Annotated in this window: 18 protein-coding genes; 3 read left to right on the forward strand and 15 right to left on the reverse strand. The window is 70.8% G+C overall.

All coding sequences use genetic code 11. The annotated features are described in order from the left end of the window. Positions 1-14 precede the first annotated feature (14 nt). The 5 genes from D0Z08_RS05950 to rpsP form a co-directional block, all read right to left on the reverse strand. Complete coding sequence (locus tag D0Z08_RS05950) at positions 15-1,223, reverse strand: ammonium transporter (RefSeq protein ID WP_118923663.1); 1,209 nt, start codon at positions 1,221-1,223, stop codon at positions 15-17. Between the two features lie 140 nt (positions 1,224-1,363). Further along, positions 1,364-2,542, reverse strand: a complete 1,179-nt coding sequence (trmD, locus tag D0Z08_RS05955; protein ID WP_118923665.1) for a tRNA (guanosine(37)-N1)-methyltransferase TrmD — start codon at positions 2,540-2,542, stop codon at positions 1,364-1,366. Further along, positions 2,539-3,084, reverse strand: a complete 546-nt coding sequence (gene rimM / locus D0Z08_RS05960) for a ribosome maturation factor RimM (RefSeq protein ID WP_220454077.1) — start codon at positions 3,082-3,084, stop codon at positions 2,539-2,541. Before rimM ends, trmD begins: the two co-directional genes overlap by 4 nt. Before the next feature lie 107 nt (positions 3,085-3,191). Next, entirely contained in the window at positions 3,192-3,440 is a 249-nt protein-coding gene (locus D0Z08_RS05965) for an RNA-binding protein (protein ID WP_118923667.1), read from the reverse strand. Between the two features lie 4 nt (positions 3,441-3,444). Then, positions 3,445-3,960: a 30S ribosomal protein S16 gene (gene rpsP, locus D0Z08_RS05970; RefSeq protein ID WP_118923669.1), complete on the reverse strand. Its 516-nt coding sequence runs from the start codon at positions 3,958-3,960 to the stop codon at positions 3,445-3,447. 309 nt (positions 3,961-4,269) lie between these two features. On the opposite strand from rpsP, the gene D0Z08_RS05975 reads away from it, so the two are divergent. After that, positions 4,270-4,548, forward strand: coding sequence for a hypothetical protein (locus D0Z08_RS05975; protein ID WP_118923671.1), 279 nt, complete (start codon positions 4,270-4,272; stop codon positions 4,546-4,548). Between the two features lie 2 nt (positions 4,549-4,550). Here the strand turns inward: D0Z08_RS05975 and D0Z08_RS05980 are convergent, their stop codons facing one another. Further along, the gene (locus D0Z08_RS05980; RefSeq protein ID WP_220454078.1) at positions 4,551-5,630 is read right to left on the reverse strand and encodes an amidohydrolase family protein; all 1,080 of its coding nucleotides are present in this window, start codon (positions 5,628-5,630) and stop codon (positions 4,551-4,553) included. A gap of 161 nt (positions 5,631-5,791) precedes the next feature. Between D0Z08_RS05980 and D0Z08_RS05985 the strand changes: the two genes are divergently transcribed. Continuing rightward, positions 5,792-7,426, forward strand: a complete 1,635-nt coding sequence (locus tag D0Z08_RS05985; RefSeq protein ID WP_245993696.1) for an ABC-F family ATP-binding cassette domain-containing protein — start codon at positions 5,792-5,794, stop codon at positions 7,424-7,426. A 3-nt stretch (positions 7,427-7,429) separates the two neighbouring features. On the opposite strand, the gene D0Z08_RS05990 is transcribed toward D0Z08_RS05985, so the two are convergent. Together D0Z08_RS05990 and ffh are read right to left on the reverse strand one after the other, a co-directional pair. Continuing rightward, positions 7,430-7,798, reverse strand: a complete 369-nt coding sequence (locus D0Z08_RS05990; RefSeq protein ID WP_118923675.1) for a hypothetical protein — start codon at positions 7,796-7,798, stop codon at positions 7,430-7,432. Between the two features lie 4 nt (positions 7,799-7,802). Beyond that, on the reverse strand, positions 7,803-9,401 hold the full coding sequence (gene ffh, locus D0Z08_RS05995; RefSeq protein WP_118923677.1) for a signal recognition particle protein: 1,599 nt from the start codon (positions 9,399-9,401) through the stop codon (positions 7,803-7,805). Between the two features lie 91 nt (positions 9,402-9,492). Between ffh and D0Z08_RS06000 the strand changes: the two genes are divergently transcribed. Then, complete coding sequence (locus D0Z08_RS06000) at positions 9,493-9,789, forward strand: hypothetical protein (protein ID WP_118923679.1); 297 nt, start codon at positions 9,493-9,495, stop codon at positions 9,787-9,789. Here D0Z08_RS06000 and D0Z08_RS06005 read toward each other — a convergent pair. The 7 genes from D0Z08_RS06005 to D0Z08_RS06035 all read right to left on the reverse strand — a co-directional run bounded on the left by D0Z08_RS06005 (position 9,755) and on the right by D0Z08_RS06035 (position 17,579). Then, complete coding sequence (locus D0Z08_RS06005) at positions 9,755-11,998, reverse strand: [protein-PII] uridylyltransferase (RefSeq protein WP_118923681.1); 2,244 nt, start codon at positions 11,996-11,998, stop codon at positions 9,755-9,757. The genes D0Z08_RS06000 and D0Z08_RS06005 overlap by 35 nt on opposite strands. 94 nt (positions 11,999-12,092) lie before the next feature. After that, on the reverse strand, positions 12,093-12,431 hold the full coding sequence (locus tag D0Z08_RS06010; RefSeq protein ID WP_118923683.1) for a P-II family nitrogen regulator: 339 nt from the start codon (positions 12,429-12,431) through the stop codon (positions 12,093-12,095). Then, positions 12,428-13,819: an ammonium transporter gene (locus D0Z08_RS06015; protein ID WP_245993698.1), complete on the reverse strand. Its 1,392-nt coding sequence runs from the start codon at positions 13,817-13,819 to the stop codon at positions 12,428-12,430. Before D0Z08_RS06015 ends, D0Z08_RS06010 begins: the two co-directional genes overlap by 4 nt. Before the next feature lie 134 nt (positions 13,820-13,953). After that, positions 13,954-15,093 carry a signal recognition particle-docking protein FtsY gene (gene ftsY / locus D0Z08_RS06020; RefSeq protein WP_118923685.1) on the reverse strand — a complete coding sequence of 380 codons (1,140 nt, stop codon included), beginning with the start codon at positions 15,091-15,093 and terminating at the stop codon, positions 13,954-13,956. A gap of 22 nt (positions 15,094-15,115) precedes the next feature. Continuing rightward, positions 15,116-15,307, reverse strand: a complete 192-nt coding sequence (locus D0Z08_RS06025; protein ID WP_147381335.1) for a hypothetical protein — start codon at positions 15,305-15,307, stop codon at positions 15,116-15,118. A gap of 132 nt (positions 15,308-15,439) precedes the next feature. Continuing rightward, positions 15,440-16,171: a glycosyltransferase family 2 protein gene (locus tag D0Z08_RS06030; protein ID WP_118923689.1), complete on the reverse strand. Its 732-nt coding sequence runs from the start codon at positions 16,169-16,171 to the stop codon at positions 15,440-15,442. Next, entirely contained in the window at positions 16,164-17,579 is a 1,416-nt protein-coding gene (locus tag D0Z08_RS06035) for a hypothetical protein (protein ID WP_118923691.1), read from the reverse strand. Before D0Z08_RS06035 ends, D0Z08_RS06030 begins: the two co-directional genes overlap by 8 nt. Between the last annotated feature and the right edge of the window lie 41 nt (positions 17,580-17,620).

Here is a 17,620-nt window from a genome sequence, read left to right on the forward strand (position 1 = left end):
TGACGCTGTTTTGATCAGTCGATCGCGTACCCGGTGCCGTGCAGCGCGAGGTCGAGACCAGCGATCTCGTCCTCCTCCTTGGCACGGAAGCCGATCGTCTTCTCGATGGCCATGCCGACCACGAAGGCGACGACGAACGAGAACGCGGCGACGGCCAGCGAGCAGACGACCTGCGCGATCAGCTGGTCGGCGTTGGCCCCGTAGAGCAGGCCGGTCTCCGGGAAGAAGGCCAGGAATCCGAGGAACCAGCAGCCGACGAAGCCCGCCACCAGGTGGATGCCGACCACGTCGAGCGTGTCGTCGAAGCCGAGCTTGAACTTCAGGTCGATCGCGAAGGCGCAGATGACACCAGCGATGAGGCCGAGCACCAGCGCGAAGACCGGCGTCACGTGAGCGCAGGCCGGGGTGATCGCGACCAGCCCGGCGACGACGCCGGAGGCGGCGCCGACCGCGGTGGGCTTGCCCTCCTTGAAGTGCTCGACAGCGATCCAGCCGAGCATCGCGGCGGCCGGGGCACCCAGGGTGTTGAGGAAGATCAGGCCCGCTCCGGCCTCACCGGTGTTGAGACCGGTGTTGAAGCCGAACCAGCCGAACCACAGGATCGCTGCACCGATGAGCACCAGCGGCACGTTGTGGGGCTGGGTCTCCTCCTTGGAGAAGCCGACCTTGCGCTTGCCGAGAACCAGGGCGAGGGCGAGCGCCGCAGCACCGGCGTTGATGTGCACCGCGGTGCCACCGGCCCAGTCGAGCACGCCGGTCTCACCGAAGTTGAAGATCCAGCCGTGGTCGACGTTCCAGACCCAGGCCTGGACGGGGAAGTAGACGACGGTCGCCCAGATGGCGGCGAAGAGCATCCACGGCCAGAAGCGCGCACGGTCGGCGATCGAGCCCGAGATCAGCGCGACCGTGATGATCGCGAACGAGCCACCGAAGGCGACGCCGGCGAGCGGGGAGCCCTCGGTCACCTTCGAGAGCTCGGTCAGACCGAAGTCGGAGAAGGGGTCACCGACGAACTTCCCGAGGCCGTCGCCGGTGAGGTTGCCCATGTTGAAGCCGTACAGGATCCACAGGACGCTGATAAGGCCGAGGGAGCCGAAGCTCAGCATCATCATCGAGATGACGCTCTTGGACTTCACCAGGCCGCCGTAGAAGAAGGCGAGACCGGGTGTCATGAAGATGACGAGTGCGGTGCTGATCAGCAACCACGCGGTCGAGTCGGTCATTGATACCTCTCGGAGTTCTCGGGATCATTCGCGAGTCAGCCGCAGTGCTGTCCCCACGTTTGAGCGAGATCTTCGCGACGGGTCGTTTCACCTCACGACCGAACATGTTTCGCCGGTGTTACAGGTTTTTCAGCCGGTTCTCAGGAATTCGGGCGTCGCGGCTTGCTCAGCACGACCGCTCCGGGCGGTGTGGCGAGGTCGGAACGGAGCCGGAAGCCGGCCTTCTTGTACATCCTCAGGTTGCGCTCGCTGCCCGCGCCGGTGAAGAGGAGGTACGACGTCGCCGCGGCCGGCGCGGCATCCTGGATGTGCTCGAGCAGGGCCCGCCCGAGGCCCTCGCCCTGGAGGTCGGGCGCCACCATGATCCGGCCGATGTCCCACGCCGTGCGGTCAGGACCCTCGAGCCTTCCGCGGACGGCACCGACCAGCCGGCCGGCCCGGCGCACGACGTAGGTGTCCCACTCCCCCATCCACGCCCGGATGTCGTCGAGGGACTCGTGCAGGGCCGGGATGTGCACCCCGGGGTTCGCGAGCGCCTCCTGGACCCAGCAGGCGCGCTGCAGCGTCATCAGCTCGCCGGCGTCGCCCGGGACCGCACGCTGGATCGGCGTCCCGTCGGCCAGGGCCGACGGGGCGAGCAGGTCGGGCCGGCGCTCCGCCGTACGACGTCGCGCCTGCTCGTGGCGCCACCGCGCGATCGCGCCGTGGTCGCCCGAACGCAGCACCGCCGGGACCTCGCGGCCGTTCCAGACGGGGGGCTTGGTGTAGACGGGGTACTCCAGCAGGCCGGCGGTGTCGCCCGAGTGCGACTCCTCGACCAGCGACTCCGGGTTGCCCATGAAGCCCGGGATCAGCCGGACCACCGCCTCGATGATCGCGAGTGCCGCGACCTCGCCCCCGTTGAGGACGTAGTCCCCGAGCGAGATCTCCTCGACGTTCGCGATCTCGCGAGCGTGCTCGATCACCCGCTGGTCGATGCCCTCGTAGCGGCCGCAGGCGAAGACCAGCCGCGGCCGGGCCGACAGGTCCTCCGCCTTGCGCTGGTCGAAACGATCGCCCGACGGTGTGGTGAAGACGATGGTGTCGCTCTCGGCGATCTCGAGCGCGGCGAAGGCCTCGCCCCAGGGCTCCGGCTTCATCACCATCCCGGCGCCACCGCCGTACGGCGTGTCGTCGGTGGTGCGGTGCCGGTCGTGGGTGAACGCACGGAGGTCGTGCACGGCGATGTCGAGGAGGCCCTTCGCGCGCGCTTTGCCAGGCAGCGACAGCTCGAGCGGAGCCAGGTAGTCCGAGAAGATCGACAGTACGTCGATCTTCACGACTCGTCCTCGAACGGGGTGACCAGGCCCGGGCGGTCGGCGATGACGACCCGGCCGCCGGCCAGGTCGACCTCGGGCACCAGTGCGGCGACGAACGGCACCAGCGCCTCCCGGCCGTCGGGTGTCCGCACCTGCAGCAGGTCCTGGGCGCCGTGCACCAGACCGGTGACCTCACCGAGGTGCGCACCGTCGACGTCGTACGCCGCCAGCCCGATCAGCTGGTGGTCGTAGAACTCCTCGGGGTCCTCCGGGGTCTCGTCGGCCGGGATCGTCGCACGCAGCACCACGCCGCGGGCGGCCTCGGCGGCGTCGCGGTCCGGGATCTCGTCGAAGGCGACGAGCAGCGTCGACTGGTGCCAGCGGGCACGCCTGATCGTCAGCGTGTCGTGGGCGAACGCGGAGCCGCGGGGCGCCTCGGTCAGCAGCCGGGCGCGGACATTGAAGCGACGGTCCGGCTCGTCCGAACGGACGTCGACGGTCACCTCGCCGCGGATGCCGTGCGGCTTGCCGATCCGGCCGATCACGACCTCGATGGTCTCCACTCAATCCTCCGGGTCTCGAGGCGCCGCGAGCGCGGCTCCTCGGCCAACGTTAAAAGCAAGACGGGCGCCGCCATCATGGCAGCGCCCGTCCTCGTGTGGCTCGCTGGTCAGCGGCGGCCGGGTCGGTCGACGTCGACGAAGTCGATCCGGGTGCCACCGTTGCCGGCGAGTGCCGAGATCACGGTGCGGAAGGCGGTCGCCGTACGGCCACCGCGACCGATCACCTTGCCGAGGTCGTCGGGGTGCACCCGCACCTCGAGCACCGACCCACGGCGCAGCTGCTTGTCGCGCACCACGACGTCGTCGGGGTTGTCGACCACTCCGCGGACGAGGTGCTCCAGCGCATCGGCGAGCATCGGATCAGGCCTCGGCCGACTCGGCGGCCGGCTCCTCAGCCGGCGCCTCGGCAGCCGGCTCCTCGACCTTGGGCTCCTCCGCCTTGGGCTCCTCCGCCTTGGGCTCCTCGACCTTGGGCTCCTCAGCCTTCGGCTCGGCCTTCTTCTTGGTCGTCACCGCGGAGCCCTTGGGCTCGTTGGCGGCCTCCTTGAGGGCCTCGTTGAAGATCTCGAGCTTGTCGCGCTTCGGCTCCTTGACCTTCAGGGTGCCCTCGGCGCCGGGCTCGCCCTTGAACTTCTGCCAGTCACCGGTCACCTTGAGGATCGCGGCGACGGCCTCGGTCGGCTGCGCGCCGACGCTGAGCCAGTACTGCGCCCGCTCGGAGACGACGTCGATGTACGACGGGTCCTCCTTGGGGTGGTACTTGCCGATCTCCTCGATCACCTTGCCGTCACGCTTCTTGCGCGAGTCGACGATGACGATGCGGTACTGCGGCACCCGGACCTTGCCCAGGCGCTTCAAACGGATCTTGACGGCCACGTTTGTGGTGTCTCCTTGAGAACTTGTGGTGGGTGATCGGCTCCGACCAGGTGGGGAACACCGGGAGAGGCCGACCGAAAGGGCGCTGCACCTACCGGTTGAGAGGGTCCGGACGGCACAGAACTCAGCCTCCAAGTCTGCCAGACAGTGCCGCCGCCCCACCAATCGCGCCGGACCTGACGATCCGGCGGGGTCCCTAGTCCGGTGTGACCAGGGAGTGCCGGCCGCACGAAGGGTCCCAGGACTGCACCCGGACGGCAGGATCAACACGGGTCAGACGTCCTGCAGTCCAGCGAAGGGAAAAGGCCGATGACGACACTTCCACATCACGTCCCGGCCTCGCCGGCCGCGCGCTCGGAGGAGAGCCAGGCGCACGACAACTACGTGCTCGCCACGCGGGTCGTCCACCGGGCGGAGACGCTGCTGGCGGCTGCCGAGGGCCTTCCCACCGTGCTGACCCACATCGAGCGGGCGTTCGCGGTCGCGTTGTCGGTGACGGCGAAGAGCACCTGGGCGGAGATCCGGACCGCGCGCGACCACCTGGACGCCGCGCAGGACCAGCTGTTCCTCGCCGGCCACCTGCGCTGAGCTCAGCCGAAGCGCCGCCCGCGGAGCACCACGTACGACGGCGTGGCGAGCACCGTGAGGTCCTCGACCGGGTTGCGCGGGTAGACCACGAAGTCCGCCGGGTCGCCCTCGTCGAGACCGGGGTTCCGGCCGAGCCAGGACCGCGCCCGCCAGGAGGCGGCGCCGAGGACGTAGTCCGCCGGCAGCCCCATGTCCGCCATCGCGAGGATCTCCTCGTGCAGGCAGCCGTGGCGACTGCTGCCTCCCCCGTCGCTGCCGACGAAGAGGTCGACCCCGGCGTCGTACGCAGCCATCAGCACGTCGCGGCGGCTCCGGTGCAGCGACTCCATGGTGGTCGCGTACGCCGGGAACTTGTCGCGCGCGGCTTCGACGTACTCCGGGAACTTGTCGGTCTGCTGCACGGTCGGCACCAGCGCGACGCCGCGCGCGACCATCTGCTCGATGTGGTGCTCCTGCAGGCCGGTGCCGTGCTCGATGCAGTCGATGCCGGCGTCCAGGAGCGGGGCCAGCGAGTCGGCGCCGAAGCAGTGCGCGGTGACCCGGGCGCCCAGCGCGTGCGCGGTGCCGATCGCGGCCGCGACCGCGTCGTCGGTGAAGGACGGGGTGAGGTCTCCCTCGTCCCTCGAGATCCAGTCGCCGACGAGCTTCACCCAGCCGTCGCCGGCCTGCGCCTGCTCGGCGACGGTGTCGGCAAGGTCGTCGGGCTCGATCTCCACGCCGTAGCCACGGATGTAGCGACGGGTGCGGGCGATGTGACGACCGCACCTGATCAGGTGCGGCAGGTCCTCGCGCTCGTGCACCCACCGGGTGTCAGCCGGCGAGCCACAGTCGCGCATGAGGAGTACGCCGGTATCGCGGTCGGCGATCGCCTGCTGCTCCGTGTCCTCTTCGCTGACCGCTCCCCCGTCCTCGAGCCCGAGGTGGTTGTGGGCATCGACCAGGCCCGGGACGATCCAACCCTCGGCCGCAGTGTCGGCGCCGGACTGGTGCTCGTAGGTGACCCGGCCGTCGACGACGTACAGCTCCCGCACCTCCCCGTCAGGGAGGACCGGGCCTGAGAAGCGAAGAGGAGTCGTTGTCACCCCTCGCAACCTACCGATGCTCACACGAGCGTGGAGAAAATGGGTCGCTCCTCGGTCGGAGCCGCCCGTACGCTGAACGGACCATGCTGATCCACGGCTGACCCCGACTCGCGCCCGCGGCCGCACGCCCGGCGAGTCCTCCTCGTCCCGAAGGTCCCGCCATGTCAGCACCCACCACCAGCAGCATGATGTTCGCTCCGATCGTCGTCCGCGACCTGAGCGTGGCGTTCGGGCGCCGTACCGTCCTCGACGGCCTCGACCTCGTCGCCCAGCCGGGCCGGCGGATCGGGCTGGTCGGCGAGAACGGCGCCGGCAAGTCGACCCTGCTCCGCGCGATCGCCGACGAGCTCCCCCGCCATGCCCACACGTCCGGCGACGTCGACCGGTCCGACGACCTGGCCTTCCTGACCCAGGAGCCACCGTTCGGCGACGCGGACACCGTCGCCGACGTCCTGGCCAGCACCCTGCGCCCGTTGCGCGACGCCGTGGCGAAGGTCGAGGCGTTGGCAGACCGCCTCGAGGACCGGGCGGTGGCGGCGGAGTACGCCGAGGCGCTCGAGGAGGCAGTGGCGCACGATGCGTGGGACGCCGACCGGCGCGCCCTGCTCGCAGCCGAGCAGCTGGGCCTCGACGGGCTCGACCACGACCGGCGCGTCGGCACGCTGTCGGGCGGGCAGCGGACCCGGCTCGCGCTGGCGACGCTGATGACGCGTCGGCCACGGTGCCTGCTGCTCGACGAGCCGACCAACCACCTCGACGACGAGGCGGTCGCGACCCTGGTGTCGTTCCTCCGTGACCTGCCGGGGGTCGTGCTGCTCGCCAGCCACGACCGGGTCTTCCTCGACGAGGTCTGCACCGACATCGTCGACCTCGACCCGGTCGGCCTGGGCACCGACGGCCGCGGCGGTCGGAGGTACGGCGGCGGCTGGACCGCCTACTCCGAGGCCCGGGCCGCGGCGCGGCGTCGGTGGGAGGAGACCTACGCCGAGCAGCAGGAGGAGATCAAGCGGCTGCGAGCGGCCGCCCGCGTCGACAGCTCGGCGGTCGCCCACAACCGCGGACCCCGCGACAACGACAAGTTCATCTATGCGTTCAAGGGACAGAACGTCGACCGCACCGTGGCGCGGCGGAAACGCGATGCGCAGCGCAAGCTGGAGTCCGCGGAGCGGGACCAGGTCCGCAAGCCACCGGCACCGCTGCGCTTCCGCGCGGACGTCGGCAGTACGGCGGCCGGCGGGCACCTCGTCATGGTCCGCGACCTGGTGGTGGCCGGCCGCCTCGCGCTCCCCCACCTCGACGTGGAGCCGGGTGAGCACCTGCTCGTCACCGGCTCGAACGGATCCGGCAAGTCGACCCTGCTCGGAGTGCTGTCAGGGAGGATCACCCCGACGAGCGGGACGGTGCAGGTCGCCGCGCAGCGGATCGCCGAGCTGACCCAGGATCCCGAGTTCCCCGACCTGACGGTGCCGGCCGCTGCGGCGTACGAGAAGCTCGTCGGGGCCGACCTGGCCCAGCAGCGCCCGCTCCGCGAGCTCGGGCTCCTGCACCCGCGCGAGCACGCGAAGCCCCTCGTCCTCCTCTCGGTCGGGCAGCGCCGCCGGCTCGCGCTCGCTGTCGCCGTGGCCACCGCGCCGGACCTGCTGCTCCTCGACGAGCCGACCAACCACATCTCACTGACGCTCGTCGGCGAGCTCGAGGAGGCGATCGGGCGCAGCCCCGGCACCATCGTGGTCGCCTCCCACGACCGCTGGCTTCGGCGTCGCTGGCAGGGGCCGGGCCTCGACATCAGCGGTTGAAGGTCAGAGCAGGTCGAGGAGCCAGGACGGGCGCACGGTGACCGCCCCGACCCCGGCCACCCGGGCGTCGAGGGCGCGGTCCGCGGTGACGACGGTGACCCGGTCGCCGCGCTCGGCGGCAGCGCGCGCCTCGGCGACGATGGTCGAGTCGCCGTCCTTCGGCGCATGGACGGTGCGCACGTGTGCGTCGCGCCCCGGTCGTACGCCGCCCTTCGCGCCCCCCTCGAGCACGAGCACGACCACGTCCTGAGGCACGTCGGCGACCAGCAGCTGCTCGTGCAGCCGCTGTGCCGCGCCGGCGCGGTCCTTCCACCACCCGTCAGGCCGGGTGCCGACGACGTTCGCCGCGTCGACGATCAGGACCGTCGCCACGAGGTCACTTCAGGAACTTGGAGAAGTCCTTGGGGAGGTCGAGGTTCGCGGCCGCAGCCTCGTAGTCGACGTCCTCGCCGGCGGGCAGACCGAACGGGTTCGCCGCCTGCTCCTCGGCCTTCGCCTTGGCGGCCGCCGCCTCCTGCGCAGCCTTGGCCGGGTTGCCGGACCGGCGCTGCCCGCCCTTGCCCTTCGCCTTCTGCGCCTGCTTGGCCTTGGCCCGCTTGCCGCCGCCAGGACCGCCCATGCCCGGCATCCCCGGCATGCCGGGCATCCCCGGCACTCCACCGAAGCCGCCGCCCTTGGCCATCTGCATCATCATCTTCCGCGCCTCGAAGAAGCGGTCGACGAGACCGTTGACGTCGGCGACGGTGCGTCCGGAGCCCTTGGCGATCCGGGCCCGGCGAGAGCCGTCGATGATCTTGGGGTTGTCGCGCTCGGCCGGCGTCATCGAGCGGATGACCGCCTCGACGCGGTCGATCTCGCGCTCGTCGAAGTTCTCGAGCTGCTCGCGGATCTGGCCCGCGCCCGGCAGCATCTTGAGGATCTTCGTCATCGAGCCGAGCTTCTTGATCTGCTGCATCTGCTCGAGGAAGTCGTCGAGGGTGAACTCGCCGCCCTGCCCGCTGAGCTTCTGCGCCGCCTTGAGCGCCTGCTCCTGGTCGAAGGCCTTCTCGGCCTGCTCGATCAGGGTCATGACGTCGCCCATGTCGAGGATGCGCGAGGCCATCCGGTCGGGGTGGAAGACGTCGAAGTCGGTCATCTTCTCGCCGGACGAGGCGAACATGACCGGCCGGCCGGTGACCTGGCGGATCGACAGCGCGGCGCCACCACGGGCGTCGCCGTCGAGCTTGGTGAGGACGACACCGTCGTACCCGACGCCGTCGAGGAACGCCTGCGCCGTCGTCAGCGCGTCCTGACCGATCATCGCGTCGACGACGAAAAGGACCTCGTCGGGCTGGACGGCGTCACGGATGCCGACAGCCTGGGCCATCATCTCGGAGTCGACGCCGAGCCGGCCCGCGGTGTCGACCACGACGACGTCGTACAGCTTGCGCTTGGCCTCCTCGATGGACGCCCGGGCGACGCCGATCGGGTCACCGACACCGTTGCCGGCCTCCGGCGCGAACACCGGTACGCCGACCTTGTCGCCGTTGACCTGCAGCTGCTGGACGGCGTTGGGGCGCTGGAGGTCGCACGCGACCAGCAGCGGCGACTTGCCCTGCTCCTTGAGCCACAGCGCGAGCTTGGCCGCGAGCGTCGTCTTACCGGCACCCTGGAGACCCGCCAGCATGATGACGGTCGGCCCGGTCTTGGCGTAGCGGAGACGCCGGGTCTCGCCGCCGAGGATGGTGACCAGCTCGTCGTTGACGATCTTGACGACCTGCTGAGCGGGGTTCAGCGCACCGCTGACCTCCTCGCCGCGGGCGCGCTCCTTGACGGCGGCGACGAAGTCCTTGACCACCGGCAGCGCGACATCGGCCTCGAGCAGGGCGATCCGGATCTCGCGCGCGGTCGCGTCGATGTCGGCCTCGGAGAGTCGGCCCTTGCCGCGGAGGTTCTTGAAGGTCTCGGCAAGGCGGTCGGACAGGGTGGCGAACAAAGGGGATCCTCAAGGACGATCGTGCAGGGCTTCGACGGGCAACTCTATCCGTGATGTGTGAGCGTGCCCGCCACAGGCATACGCTGGCGAAGTGATGTACGTCGTGTTCGGCGCCGCGGGAGTCTTGCTGCTCCTCCTCGTGGTCGTGGCCGGGCACCGGATGCTCCGCAACCCGTCCCCGTCCAGCGGCGGCGTCGCCGACGGCATGGGCAACTTCATCGATGTGTTCGACCCGGCCCGCGCCCGGGCCGACCGCGACCTCAAGTCGAAGGACATCCAGGGCGAGATCGTGCCCCGTCCCGAGGACGACGACCTGCCGATCAAGATCGACCACGTCACGATGCGCGCGACGATCAGGCGTCCGACCCCGAAGCCTCCGGCGGACTGAGCCGCTCCCGGATCGCGTCGGCAGCCGCGGTCGCCCGCACGGGTGCGAGCGCCTCGCCGTCGGGCTCCTGGACGTAGAAGACGTCCACCGCCTGCGGCCCCAGGGTCGAGATGTGCGCCGACCGGACCGACATGCCGAGCTCGGCGATCACTGCGCTGACCAGGTAGACGACACCGAGCCGGTCCGCCGCGCGGACCTCGATCACGGTCGCCTGGTCGCTGGCTTCGGGCCGTACGACGACCGTCGGCGCGAGGTCGGGTCCGGAGCCGTTCGTGCGCGGGGCCAGCCGCGAGACCGGATCGACCCTGCGGGCCGCGACCGAGTCGAACATGTTGCGCAGCCGCCCCGCGTCGAGGTGGTCGTCGGCGACGTCCCACACCGAGACGCCGTACTCCCCCTGCGACCAGATCCGCGCGGCGCGCACCCGGAGTCGCTGGAGCGCGAACGCAGCCGCGCAGTCGGCGAGCAGACCGACCCGGTCCTCGGACACGGTCGTGACCCGGGAGCCGTCGTGGACGGGCTCGACGGTGACGGCGATCGATCCGCCGCGGGCGGCGGCGGGGATCTCGATCTCCTCCACGTCGACCGTCGTGGGCAGGCTGCCGTGCACCAGGGCCGCGCGCACCCGCCGCGTCAGTTCGCGGACCAGGCCGGCTCGCCACGACGACCATGCCTTGCCCGAGGTCGCCTTCGCGTCTGCCTCGGTGAGCGCCGACAGCAACGCGAGCGTCTCGATGGTGGGCACGTGGTCGGTGAGCAGCTCGATGGTCGCCGGGTCGTCCGGGTCGCGGGTGGTCGCCGTGGTCACCAGCAAAAGGTGCCAGCGCACCAGATGGGCGATCAGGTCGACCGCCGCCGGCTCGAAGCCCATCCGGGTCGCGATCGCGCGGGCGATGGGCTCGCCCACGGCGCAGTGCTCCTCCGTGCCGCCCTTGCCGATGTCGTGGAGCAGCGCCGCGACCAGGAGGACGTCGGGCCGGGCCACCTCACGGATCAGCGCGGAGGCCTCGATGCAGGTCTCGACGACGTGCCGGTCGACGGTGAACCGGTGGATCACCGACGCGTGCGGCAGGAGCCGGATCCGCTCCCACTCGGGAAGGATCCCGGCCAGCGCGCCGGTCTCCTCCAGCGTCTCCCAGACGCCGAGCAGACCGGGCCCAGCCGCGAGCAGGCGGACCAGCTCGCGCCGCGCCTCCTCCGGCCACGGGTCGGGAAGCGGCGGGCACTCGCGCACGAGGCGGGCCGCGGTCGGCGGTGCGAGGACGACGTTGCGGCGGGCCGCCTCCGCGGCCGCGCGCAGCAGCAGCACGGGGTCGGAGCCGGGATGGGCGCCGCGGTCGAGCACGACCTCGCCCTTCGACAGCGCGACGCCGGACGCGATCCGCTCGAGCTCGGGTCGGCGCGGCTTGCCGGCAGGAGTACGGCGGACCGCGTCGTCCGCGCGCCGCCACACCAGCCGTGACAGGTGGGTGAGCCGGCGGCCGAGCTCGCGCACCTGGCGTTGCGCGGCGCGGTCGTCGGCCACGCCGATCGCCTCGGCCAGCGCCGACCAGTGCTCAGGAGCGATCCGGTCGGTGGCCCGGCCCGCGATCGCGTGCAGCTCGTCGCGCACGTCGAGCAGCTGTTGCCGGGACCGCTCCAGGTCGGCGGCCGGGATGTCGACCAGCCAGGTCGCCATCAGGCTCTTGAGCACGGTCGCGTCGCGGAGCCCGCCTTCGGCCTCCTTGAGGTCGGGCACCGACATGTGCGCCAGCTCGCCGATCAGCCGGTGCCGGCTGCGCACCATCTCGTGCAGCTCCGGCAGCCGCTGCCGCGCGTCGCGGCGCCAGTGGGCCAGCACGTTCGTGCGCAGCTGGATGGTCAGGCTCGGGTCGCCGGCGATGTGCCGGACGTCGAGCAGGCCCGACGCGACGCGCACGTCCTCGGCGGCGGCATCCAGCATCTCGCGGAGCGACCGCACCGAGTGGTCGAGCTTCTCCCCCGAGTCCCAGATCGGGTACCAGACCTGCTGGCCGAGCTCGCCGATCTCAACGCCGTCGTCCGCGACGAGCACCACGTCGAGGTCCGAGTACGGCGCCAGCTCGCCCCTGCCGTAGCCACCGACCGCCACCAGGGACACGCCCGTGTCCGGCCCGCCCGCGGCGCCGTACGCACCGATGCAGAGGTCGTCCGCCGCGTCGGTGCGGTCCGCTCTGTCGGCTGCTGTCATCGCACGAAGTGTCAGGGTCGGCGCCACGAAGTGTCAGGGTTGGCGCCTCGAAGCTCGACACTTCGGGCGACCAACCCTGACACTTCGGCGGGATTCAGAGCGCTGCCGAGTCCTTGTCACCGGTGCGGACCCGGATCACGGTCTCGATCGGGCTGACCCAGACCTTGCCGTCACCGATCCGGCCGGTCTGCGCGGTCTTGGTGATGATCCCGACGATGTCCTCGGTGTCGCCGTCGTCGACGACGATCTCGATGCGGATCTTCGGGACCAGGGCGATGTCGTACTCGGCGCCGCGGTAGACCTCGGTGTGGCCCTTCTGCCGTCCGTAGCCGCTGACCTCACTGACGGTCATGCCGGTGACGCCGAACGTCTCGAGCGCTTCGCGGACGTCCTCCCACTTGTGCGGCTTGATGACCGCCGTGACGAGCTTCATGCACTTGCTCCTTCCGAGCCAGTGGAGGTGAGGACCGAGGTGCGCCGGGCGCCGCCGCCCGTGCTCAGATCGTAGGCCGACTCGCCGTGCTCGACGAAGTCGATCCCCTCGACCTCGTCCTCGGGGTCGAGGCGGAGGCCGATCGTGTACTTGATGGCCAGACCGATGATCAGCGTGGCCACACCGGACCACAGCATCGCGAACAGCGCGACCACGACCTGGATGACGAGCTGCTTGCCGCCCTCGCCGTAGAACAGACCCGTCGACGTGCTGAGGAAGCCGATGCCGATGGTGCCGATCAGGCCGCCGACGAGGTGGACACCCACGACGTCGAGCGAGTCGTCGTACTTCAGCTTGTACTTGAGGCCGACCGCCATCGCGCAGACCGCACCGGCGACCGCACCCAGGATCATCGAGCCGACAGGGGACAGCGCGCCACAGGCGGGGGTGATGGCCACGAGGCCGGCCACGATGCCCGACGCGGCACCGAGCGAGGTGCCCTTGCCGTCCCGGATCTTCTCGATGATGAGCCAGCCGAGCATGGCCGCGCAGGTGGCGAGCGTGGTGTTCAGCCAGACCAGGCCGGTCTCCGACATGTACTGCGCGATGTCACCGCAGTTGGCGGCCGTCGTGCAGTCCTCGTTGGCACCGTCACCGGTGACGAAGACGATCGAGCCGACGTTGAAGCCGAACCAGCCGAACCACAGCAGACCGGCGCCGATCATGGTGAGCGTCAGGTTGTGCGGCTTCATCGGCTCCTTGCCGAAGCCGAGCCGGCGGCCGAGGAGGATCGCGAGAACCAGGCCGGCCATACCGGCGTTGATGTGCACGACCGTACCGCCGGCGTAGTCGATCGGCGCGACCTCGGCCGCTTCTGCGCCGGAGTAGATCAGGTCGGCGAGGCCGTCCTTGACGTTGCTGAGGAAGCCCCCGCCCCACACCATGTGCGCCAGCGGGAAGTAGGAGAGCGTCACCCAGACGGGCACGAACACCACCCAGGCGGAGAACTTCAACCGGTCCGCCACCGCACCCGAGATCAGCGCCGCGGTGATCGCCGCGAACGTGAACTGGAAGGCGACGAACACGTAGTTGCCGGGCAGGGTGTCGGAGAGACCGAACTGGGCGAACGGGTCGGCGAAGAACTTGCCGATCTCGTTGGCCGGCTCGGCGGCGTCGACCGCGGCCCACGGCACCGAGCTGTAGGTCATCGACCAGCCCCACAGGCAGTAGACGATGCCGACGATCGCCAGGGCGACGAACGACATCATCATCATGTTGAGGACGGACTTCGACCGGCTCATGCCGCCGTAGAACAGGGCGAGAGCCGGCACGGTCATGGCCAGCACGAACGAGGCCGACACCAGCATCCAGGTGTAGTAGCCGTCCACAGAACCTCCAGGGGGCACGTCGTCGGTGGGACTGCCCCACCTTCGACGGAGGAGGTTTCGCCGCCGTCCGCTGGTTGTTTCAGGCAGGAAACGAGTTCCGCCCGTTTGTTACCGGCGCGTTTCGTGCGCGGCCGTCAGCCCAACAGGGCGTCGACGAAGGCGGCGGCGTCGAACGGCGCCAGGTCGTCGGGCCCCTCACCGAGGCCGACCAGCTTGACCGGGACGCCGAGCTGACGCTGTACGGCGACGACGATCCCGCCCTTCGCGGAGCCGTCGAGCTTGGTCAGGGCGATGCCGGTGACGTCGACGACCTCGGAGAAGACCTTCGCCTGGATCAGCCCGTTCTGGCCGGTGGTGGCGTCGAGCACGAGCAGCACCTCGGTGACCGGAGCCTGCTTCTCGATGACCCGCTTCACCTTGCCGAGCTCGTCCATCAGGCCCTGCTTGTTCTGCAGCCGGCCGGCGGTGTCGACGACCACGGTGTCGATGCCCCGGTCGACGCCGTCCTTGACCGCGTCGAACGCGACACTGGCCGGGTCGCCACCCTCGGGACCGCGGATGACCTCGACGCCGACCCGCTCACCCCAGGTGCTGAGCTGGTCCGCCGCGGCCGCTCGGAAGGTGTCGGCAGCGGCGAGCAGCACCGTGCGGTCCTCGGCGACGAGGATCCGGGCGATCTTGCCGACGGTCGTGGTCTTGCCGGTGCCGTTGACCCCGACCACGAGAACCACGCCCGGGTTGCCGTCGGCGCCGCTGACCTGCAGCCCCCGGTCCATCGACGGGTCGACCAGCGTGATCAGCTCCTCGCGGAGCACCGTGCGGGCGTCGGCGGCGCCTCCGCCCTCGACCCGCATCCGGGTGCGCAGCCGCTCGACCAGCTCCTGCGTCGGCTGGACGCCGATGTCGGCGCCGAGGAGCAGGTCCTCGATCGCCTCCCAGGTGTCCTCGTCGAGCTGGTCACGGCTGAGCAGGCCCAGCAGGCCACGGCCGAGCGTGCCGGAGCCGGCGAGCCGCTGGCGCAGCCGGACCAGTCGTGACGCGGGCCGCTCCGGGACCTCGAGCGTCGGTACGGCGACCTCGGGCTCGGCCTCCGGCTCGGCGACCTCTGTCTCGGGGGTGGCCGGCGGAGCCAGCACTTCGCCGGGCGTGGTGCGCGGCGCCTCGACAGGGCGGGACCTGCGGCCGCGGCCGACGACCAGGACGACGCCGACGACGGCGACGACCAGGAGGAGCGCAAGGCCGATGACGAGGTAGAGCATGAGGTCGCTCAGCATGGGGCTCATCCTCGCAGGGACGTCAGGACCTGCTGCGCAGGAGGTCTGCCTCTTCCTCGTCGATCACGGGGGCGGCGTCGGCAGCCTTGCCGAGCGCCTCGCCGAGCCACGGGACGGCGGGCATCGTCTCCCCGCGGTGGGGGTAGGCGACGTAGGCGACGACCAGGCCGGCGACGGCCAGGCAGACCAGCATGGCGATCACGATGTAGAGCAAGACGTTCGACTCCTCCGAGTAGGGCACGGACCTGGAACGGCAGATGGCGTCATGGGGACGCCACAGCAACGACGTTACCCGGCAGTACCGTCGTTATCCGACTCGAGAGGACACCACTCCGCATCGGGTCGGTCACACCGTCCGGTCGCGCTCCTGCCACCACGCGAAGTCGAGCAGGTCGCTCGGCCGGGTGAGCACGCTCCGGGCGCGCGCCTGGACGTACTGCGAGCCCTCCCGCCGACGCTTGAAGTGGATGGTCTCCGGGACCACCCGGTGGACGTAGCCGGCGAGGTAGGTCTCGAGCATCCAGTGCCAGTCCTCGTAGGCGTAGCCGTCGGCCACCGCCCGCGCCGCGAACGGGTGCTCGACGTATGCCTTCCGGGGCGCGAAGCAGAGCGCGTCCCACGGGTTGGCGATGCGCAGCAGGGCCGGGTCGAACTCGGGGTCGGTCTGGTCGGGCAGGAAGTAGAGGTTCTGCTGGTTCCCGAAGAACCAGTTGAGCTCCGGATGCCCGATCATCTGGTCGTCCCCGGCGCAGAGCCGATAGGCGTCCGCGAGCCAGTTCTCGCTCCAGAGGTCGTCGCCGTCGAGGAACGCGATGTGACCGGCGGCAACCAGCCCGACCGCGTGGTTGCGGACCTTGCCCTGGTCGGCGTAGGACACCTCGGCGACCGTGACGCCGTGCTGGTCGGCCTCGGCGAAGGCCGCGCGGGTTGCGTCGGTCGGGTTGTCGAGGACGACGAGCATCTCGACGTCGATGCCCCCGGCACGCGCGACTTCGACGGCGTCGAGGAGGCTGCGGAGCGACAGCCCGGCCATCACTCCCTCGGCATGCGCGGTGAGGATCGCGGCTACGTCAGGCACGGCGATCCCGCTCCCAGTCCACGACCGTCTTCAGCGAGCCCGCCGCGAGGTCGCTCAGACCCAGCACCCGGGCCTGCCCGGCCGCGGGCAACAGATAGCGCGCGATGAGATCGTCGCGGTAGGCGTCGGTGTCGGTGGCCACCCAGTCGAGGCGGTCGAAGCACCCCTGGAAGTCCTCGAACGAAGCGGTGTCGGCCGCGCCGCCGGCGAGCACCGCGGCCAGCGACATCTCGTGCCGCAGCGTCGTGCCGTACGACGACAGCAGCTGCCAGCCGAGCTCGCTCCTCGCCACCACGACGCGGCGCGGGCGCACGCCGCGGACGAGGTCGAGCAGTCCGAGTAGCCGGCGGTGCTCGGTGAATCCCGTCCACGGCACACTCAGGTCGACCACGACCGCGCTGTCGTCGAGGTCCGGCCGCACCGGGTCGTCAGTCGTCACGACCAGGACCGTGGCAGCGGGCTCGAGGGTGCGGAGCGTGGACACGGCGGCGTCCAGCCCGGCGCCCACCGCGCGGCCGCCGGGCACCACGACGACGGTGTCGGCGCGGGCCAGCCCGAGCCCGCGTCGTACCTCCTCCGCACGGGCGGTCGGCATCACCATGAGGTGCGTGTGCGGAGGCCAGCTCACCCATCGCTCCCGCGGCGTCTCGGCGATCAGCGGCTCGATCGCGGCCGCCTTCTCCACCAGCTCGCGCATGCGGTCGGATCCCAGTGCCGCGAGCTTCGCCGTGCCAGCGGCGACGCCCTCCTCTAGCCAGCTGGTCCGGGTCAGGTCGTAGTTGGAGGCGCGGTGCAGCAGCCCCGCGACCAGCGGCGGGTCCTGGCGCTCTCGCGCGTCAGGCGCCGGGACCCCGCCGTAGTTGGGACCGAACGGCGTCGGCGACCGCCCGGGGGCGTAGCAACCCGCCCGCACGTACTGAGCGAATCCCCATTCCGGCCCGCCGGCCAGGTCGGGGTGACGCCCGAGGTAGAACTCCTCGTCGAACAGCACCGTAGGCGCGACCCGCTCGTCCCAGCCGACCGACACCCAGTGGAGGAACGGATCGATTCCGGGCTCGATCTTCAGACCCCGCTCAGCGAGCCGCTCCTCGTAGATCTCAACGTTGAACAGCCCGCTGATCCGCGCGCCGTCCCGCATGCCAGAGGAGACGAAGTGGGACATCGCGCCCTCGACGTCGTCGGCAAGTGTCGCCTCACCGACCTGGGCGGCGTAGAACCGGGGATGGGTGACCGCCCGCAGCCGCCGCGCGAGAAGGGGCCGCTCGGCGCGGTGTCGGTGACCCACGGGCAGGAGGTCACGCGGGAGCGTCAGATCGCTCGCGTTGTTGACGTCGGCGTCGCCGAAGAGTCCGACCGGGGACTGAGCGAGCCCGGGACCCGGGCGCCGGCGGAGCCGGATCGACCTCATCGGCAGCCCCTCCCTCTGCAGTGATCGACGGCGCCGCGATC

This window comes from Nocardioides immobilis (assembly GCF_003515065.1).
In the GTDB taxonomy this organism is placed as follows: domain Bacteria; phylum Actinomycetota; class Actinomycetes; order Propionibacteriales; family Nocardioidaceae; genus Nocardioides; species Nocardioides immobilis.

Bases quoted from the DNA above. Each gene is read 5' to 3' on its own strand.
- D0Z08_RS05950 (WP_118923663.1), bottom strand. From the start codon at position 1,223: ATGACCGACTCGACCGCGTGGTTGCTGATCAGCACCGCACTCGTCATC.
- D0Z08_RS05965 (WP_118923667.1), bottom strand. From the start codon at position 3,440: ATGCTCGCCGATGCGCTGGAGCACCTCGTCCGCGGAGTGGTCGACAAC.
- D0Z08_RS05975 (WP_118923671.1), top strand. From the start codon at position 4,270: ATGACGACACTTCCACATCACGTCCCGGCCTCGCCGGCCGCGCGCTCG.
- D0Z08_RS05985 (WP_245993696.1), top strand. From the start codon at position 5,792: ATGTCAGCACCCACCACCAGCAGCATGATGTTCGCTCCGATCGTCGTC.
- D0Z08_RS06005 (WP_118923681.1), bottom strand. From the start codon at position 11,998: ATGACAGCAGCCGACAGAGCGGACCGCACCGACGCGGCGGACGACCTC.
- D0Z08_RS06010 (WP_118923683.1), bottom strand. From the start codon at position 12,431: ATGAAGCTCGTCACGGCGGTCATCAAGCCGCACAAGTGGGAGGACGTC.
- ftsY (WP_118923685.1), bottom strand. From the start codon at position 15,093: ATGCTGAGCGACCTCATGCTCTACCTCGTCATCGGCCTTGCGCTCCTC.
- D0Z08_RS06035 (WP_118923691.1), bottom strand. From the start codon at position 17,579: ATGAGGTCGATCCGGCTCCGCCGGCGCCCGGGTCCCGGGCTCGCTCAG.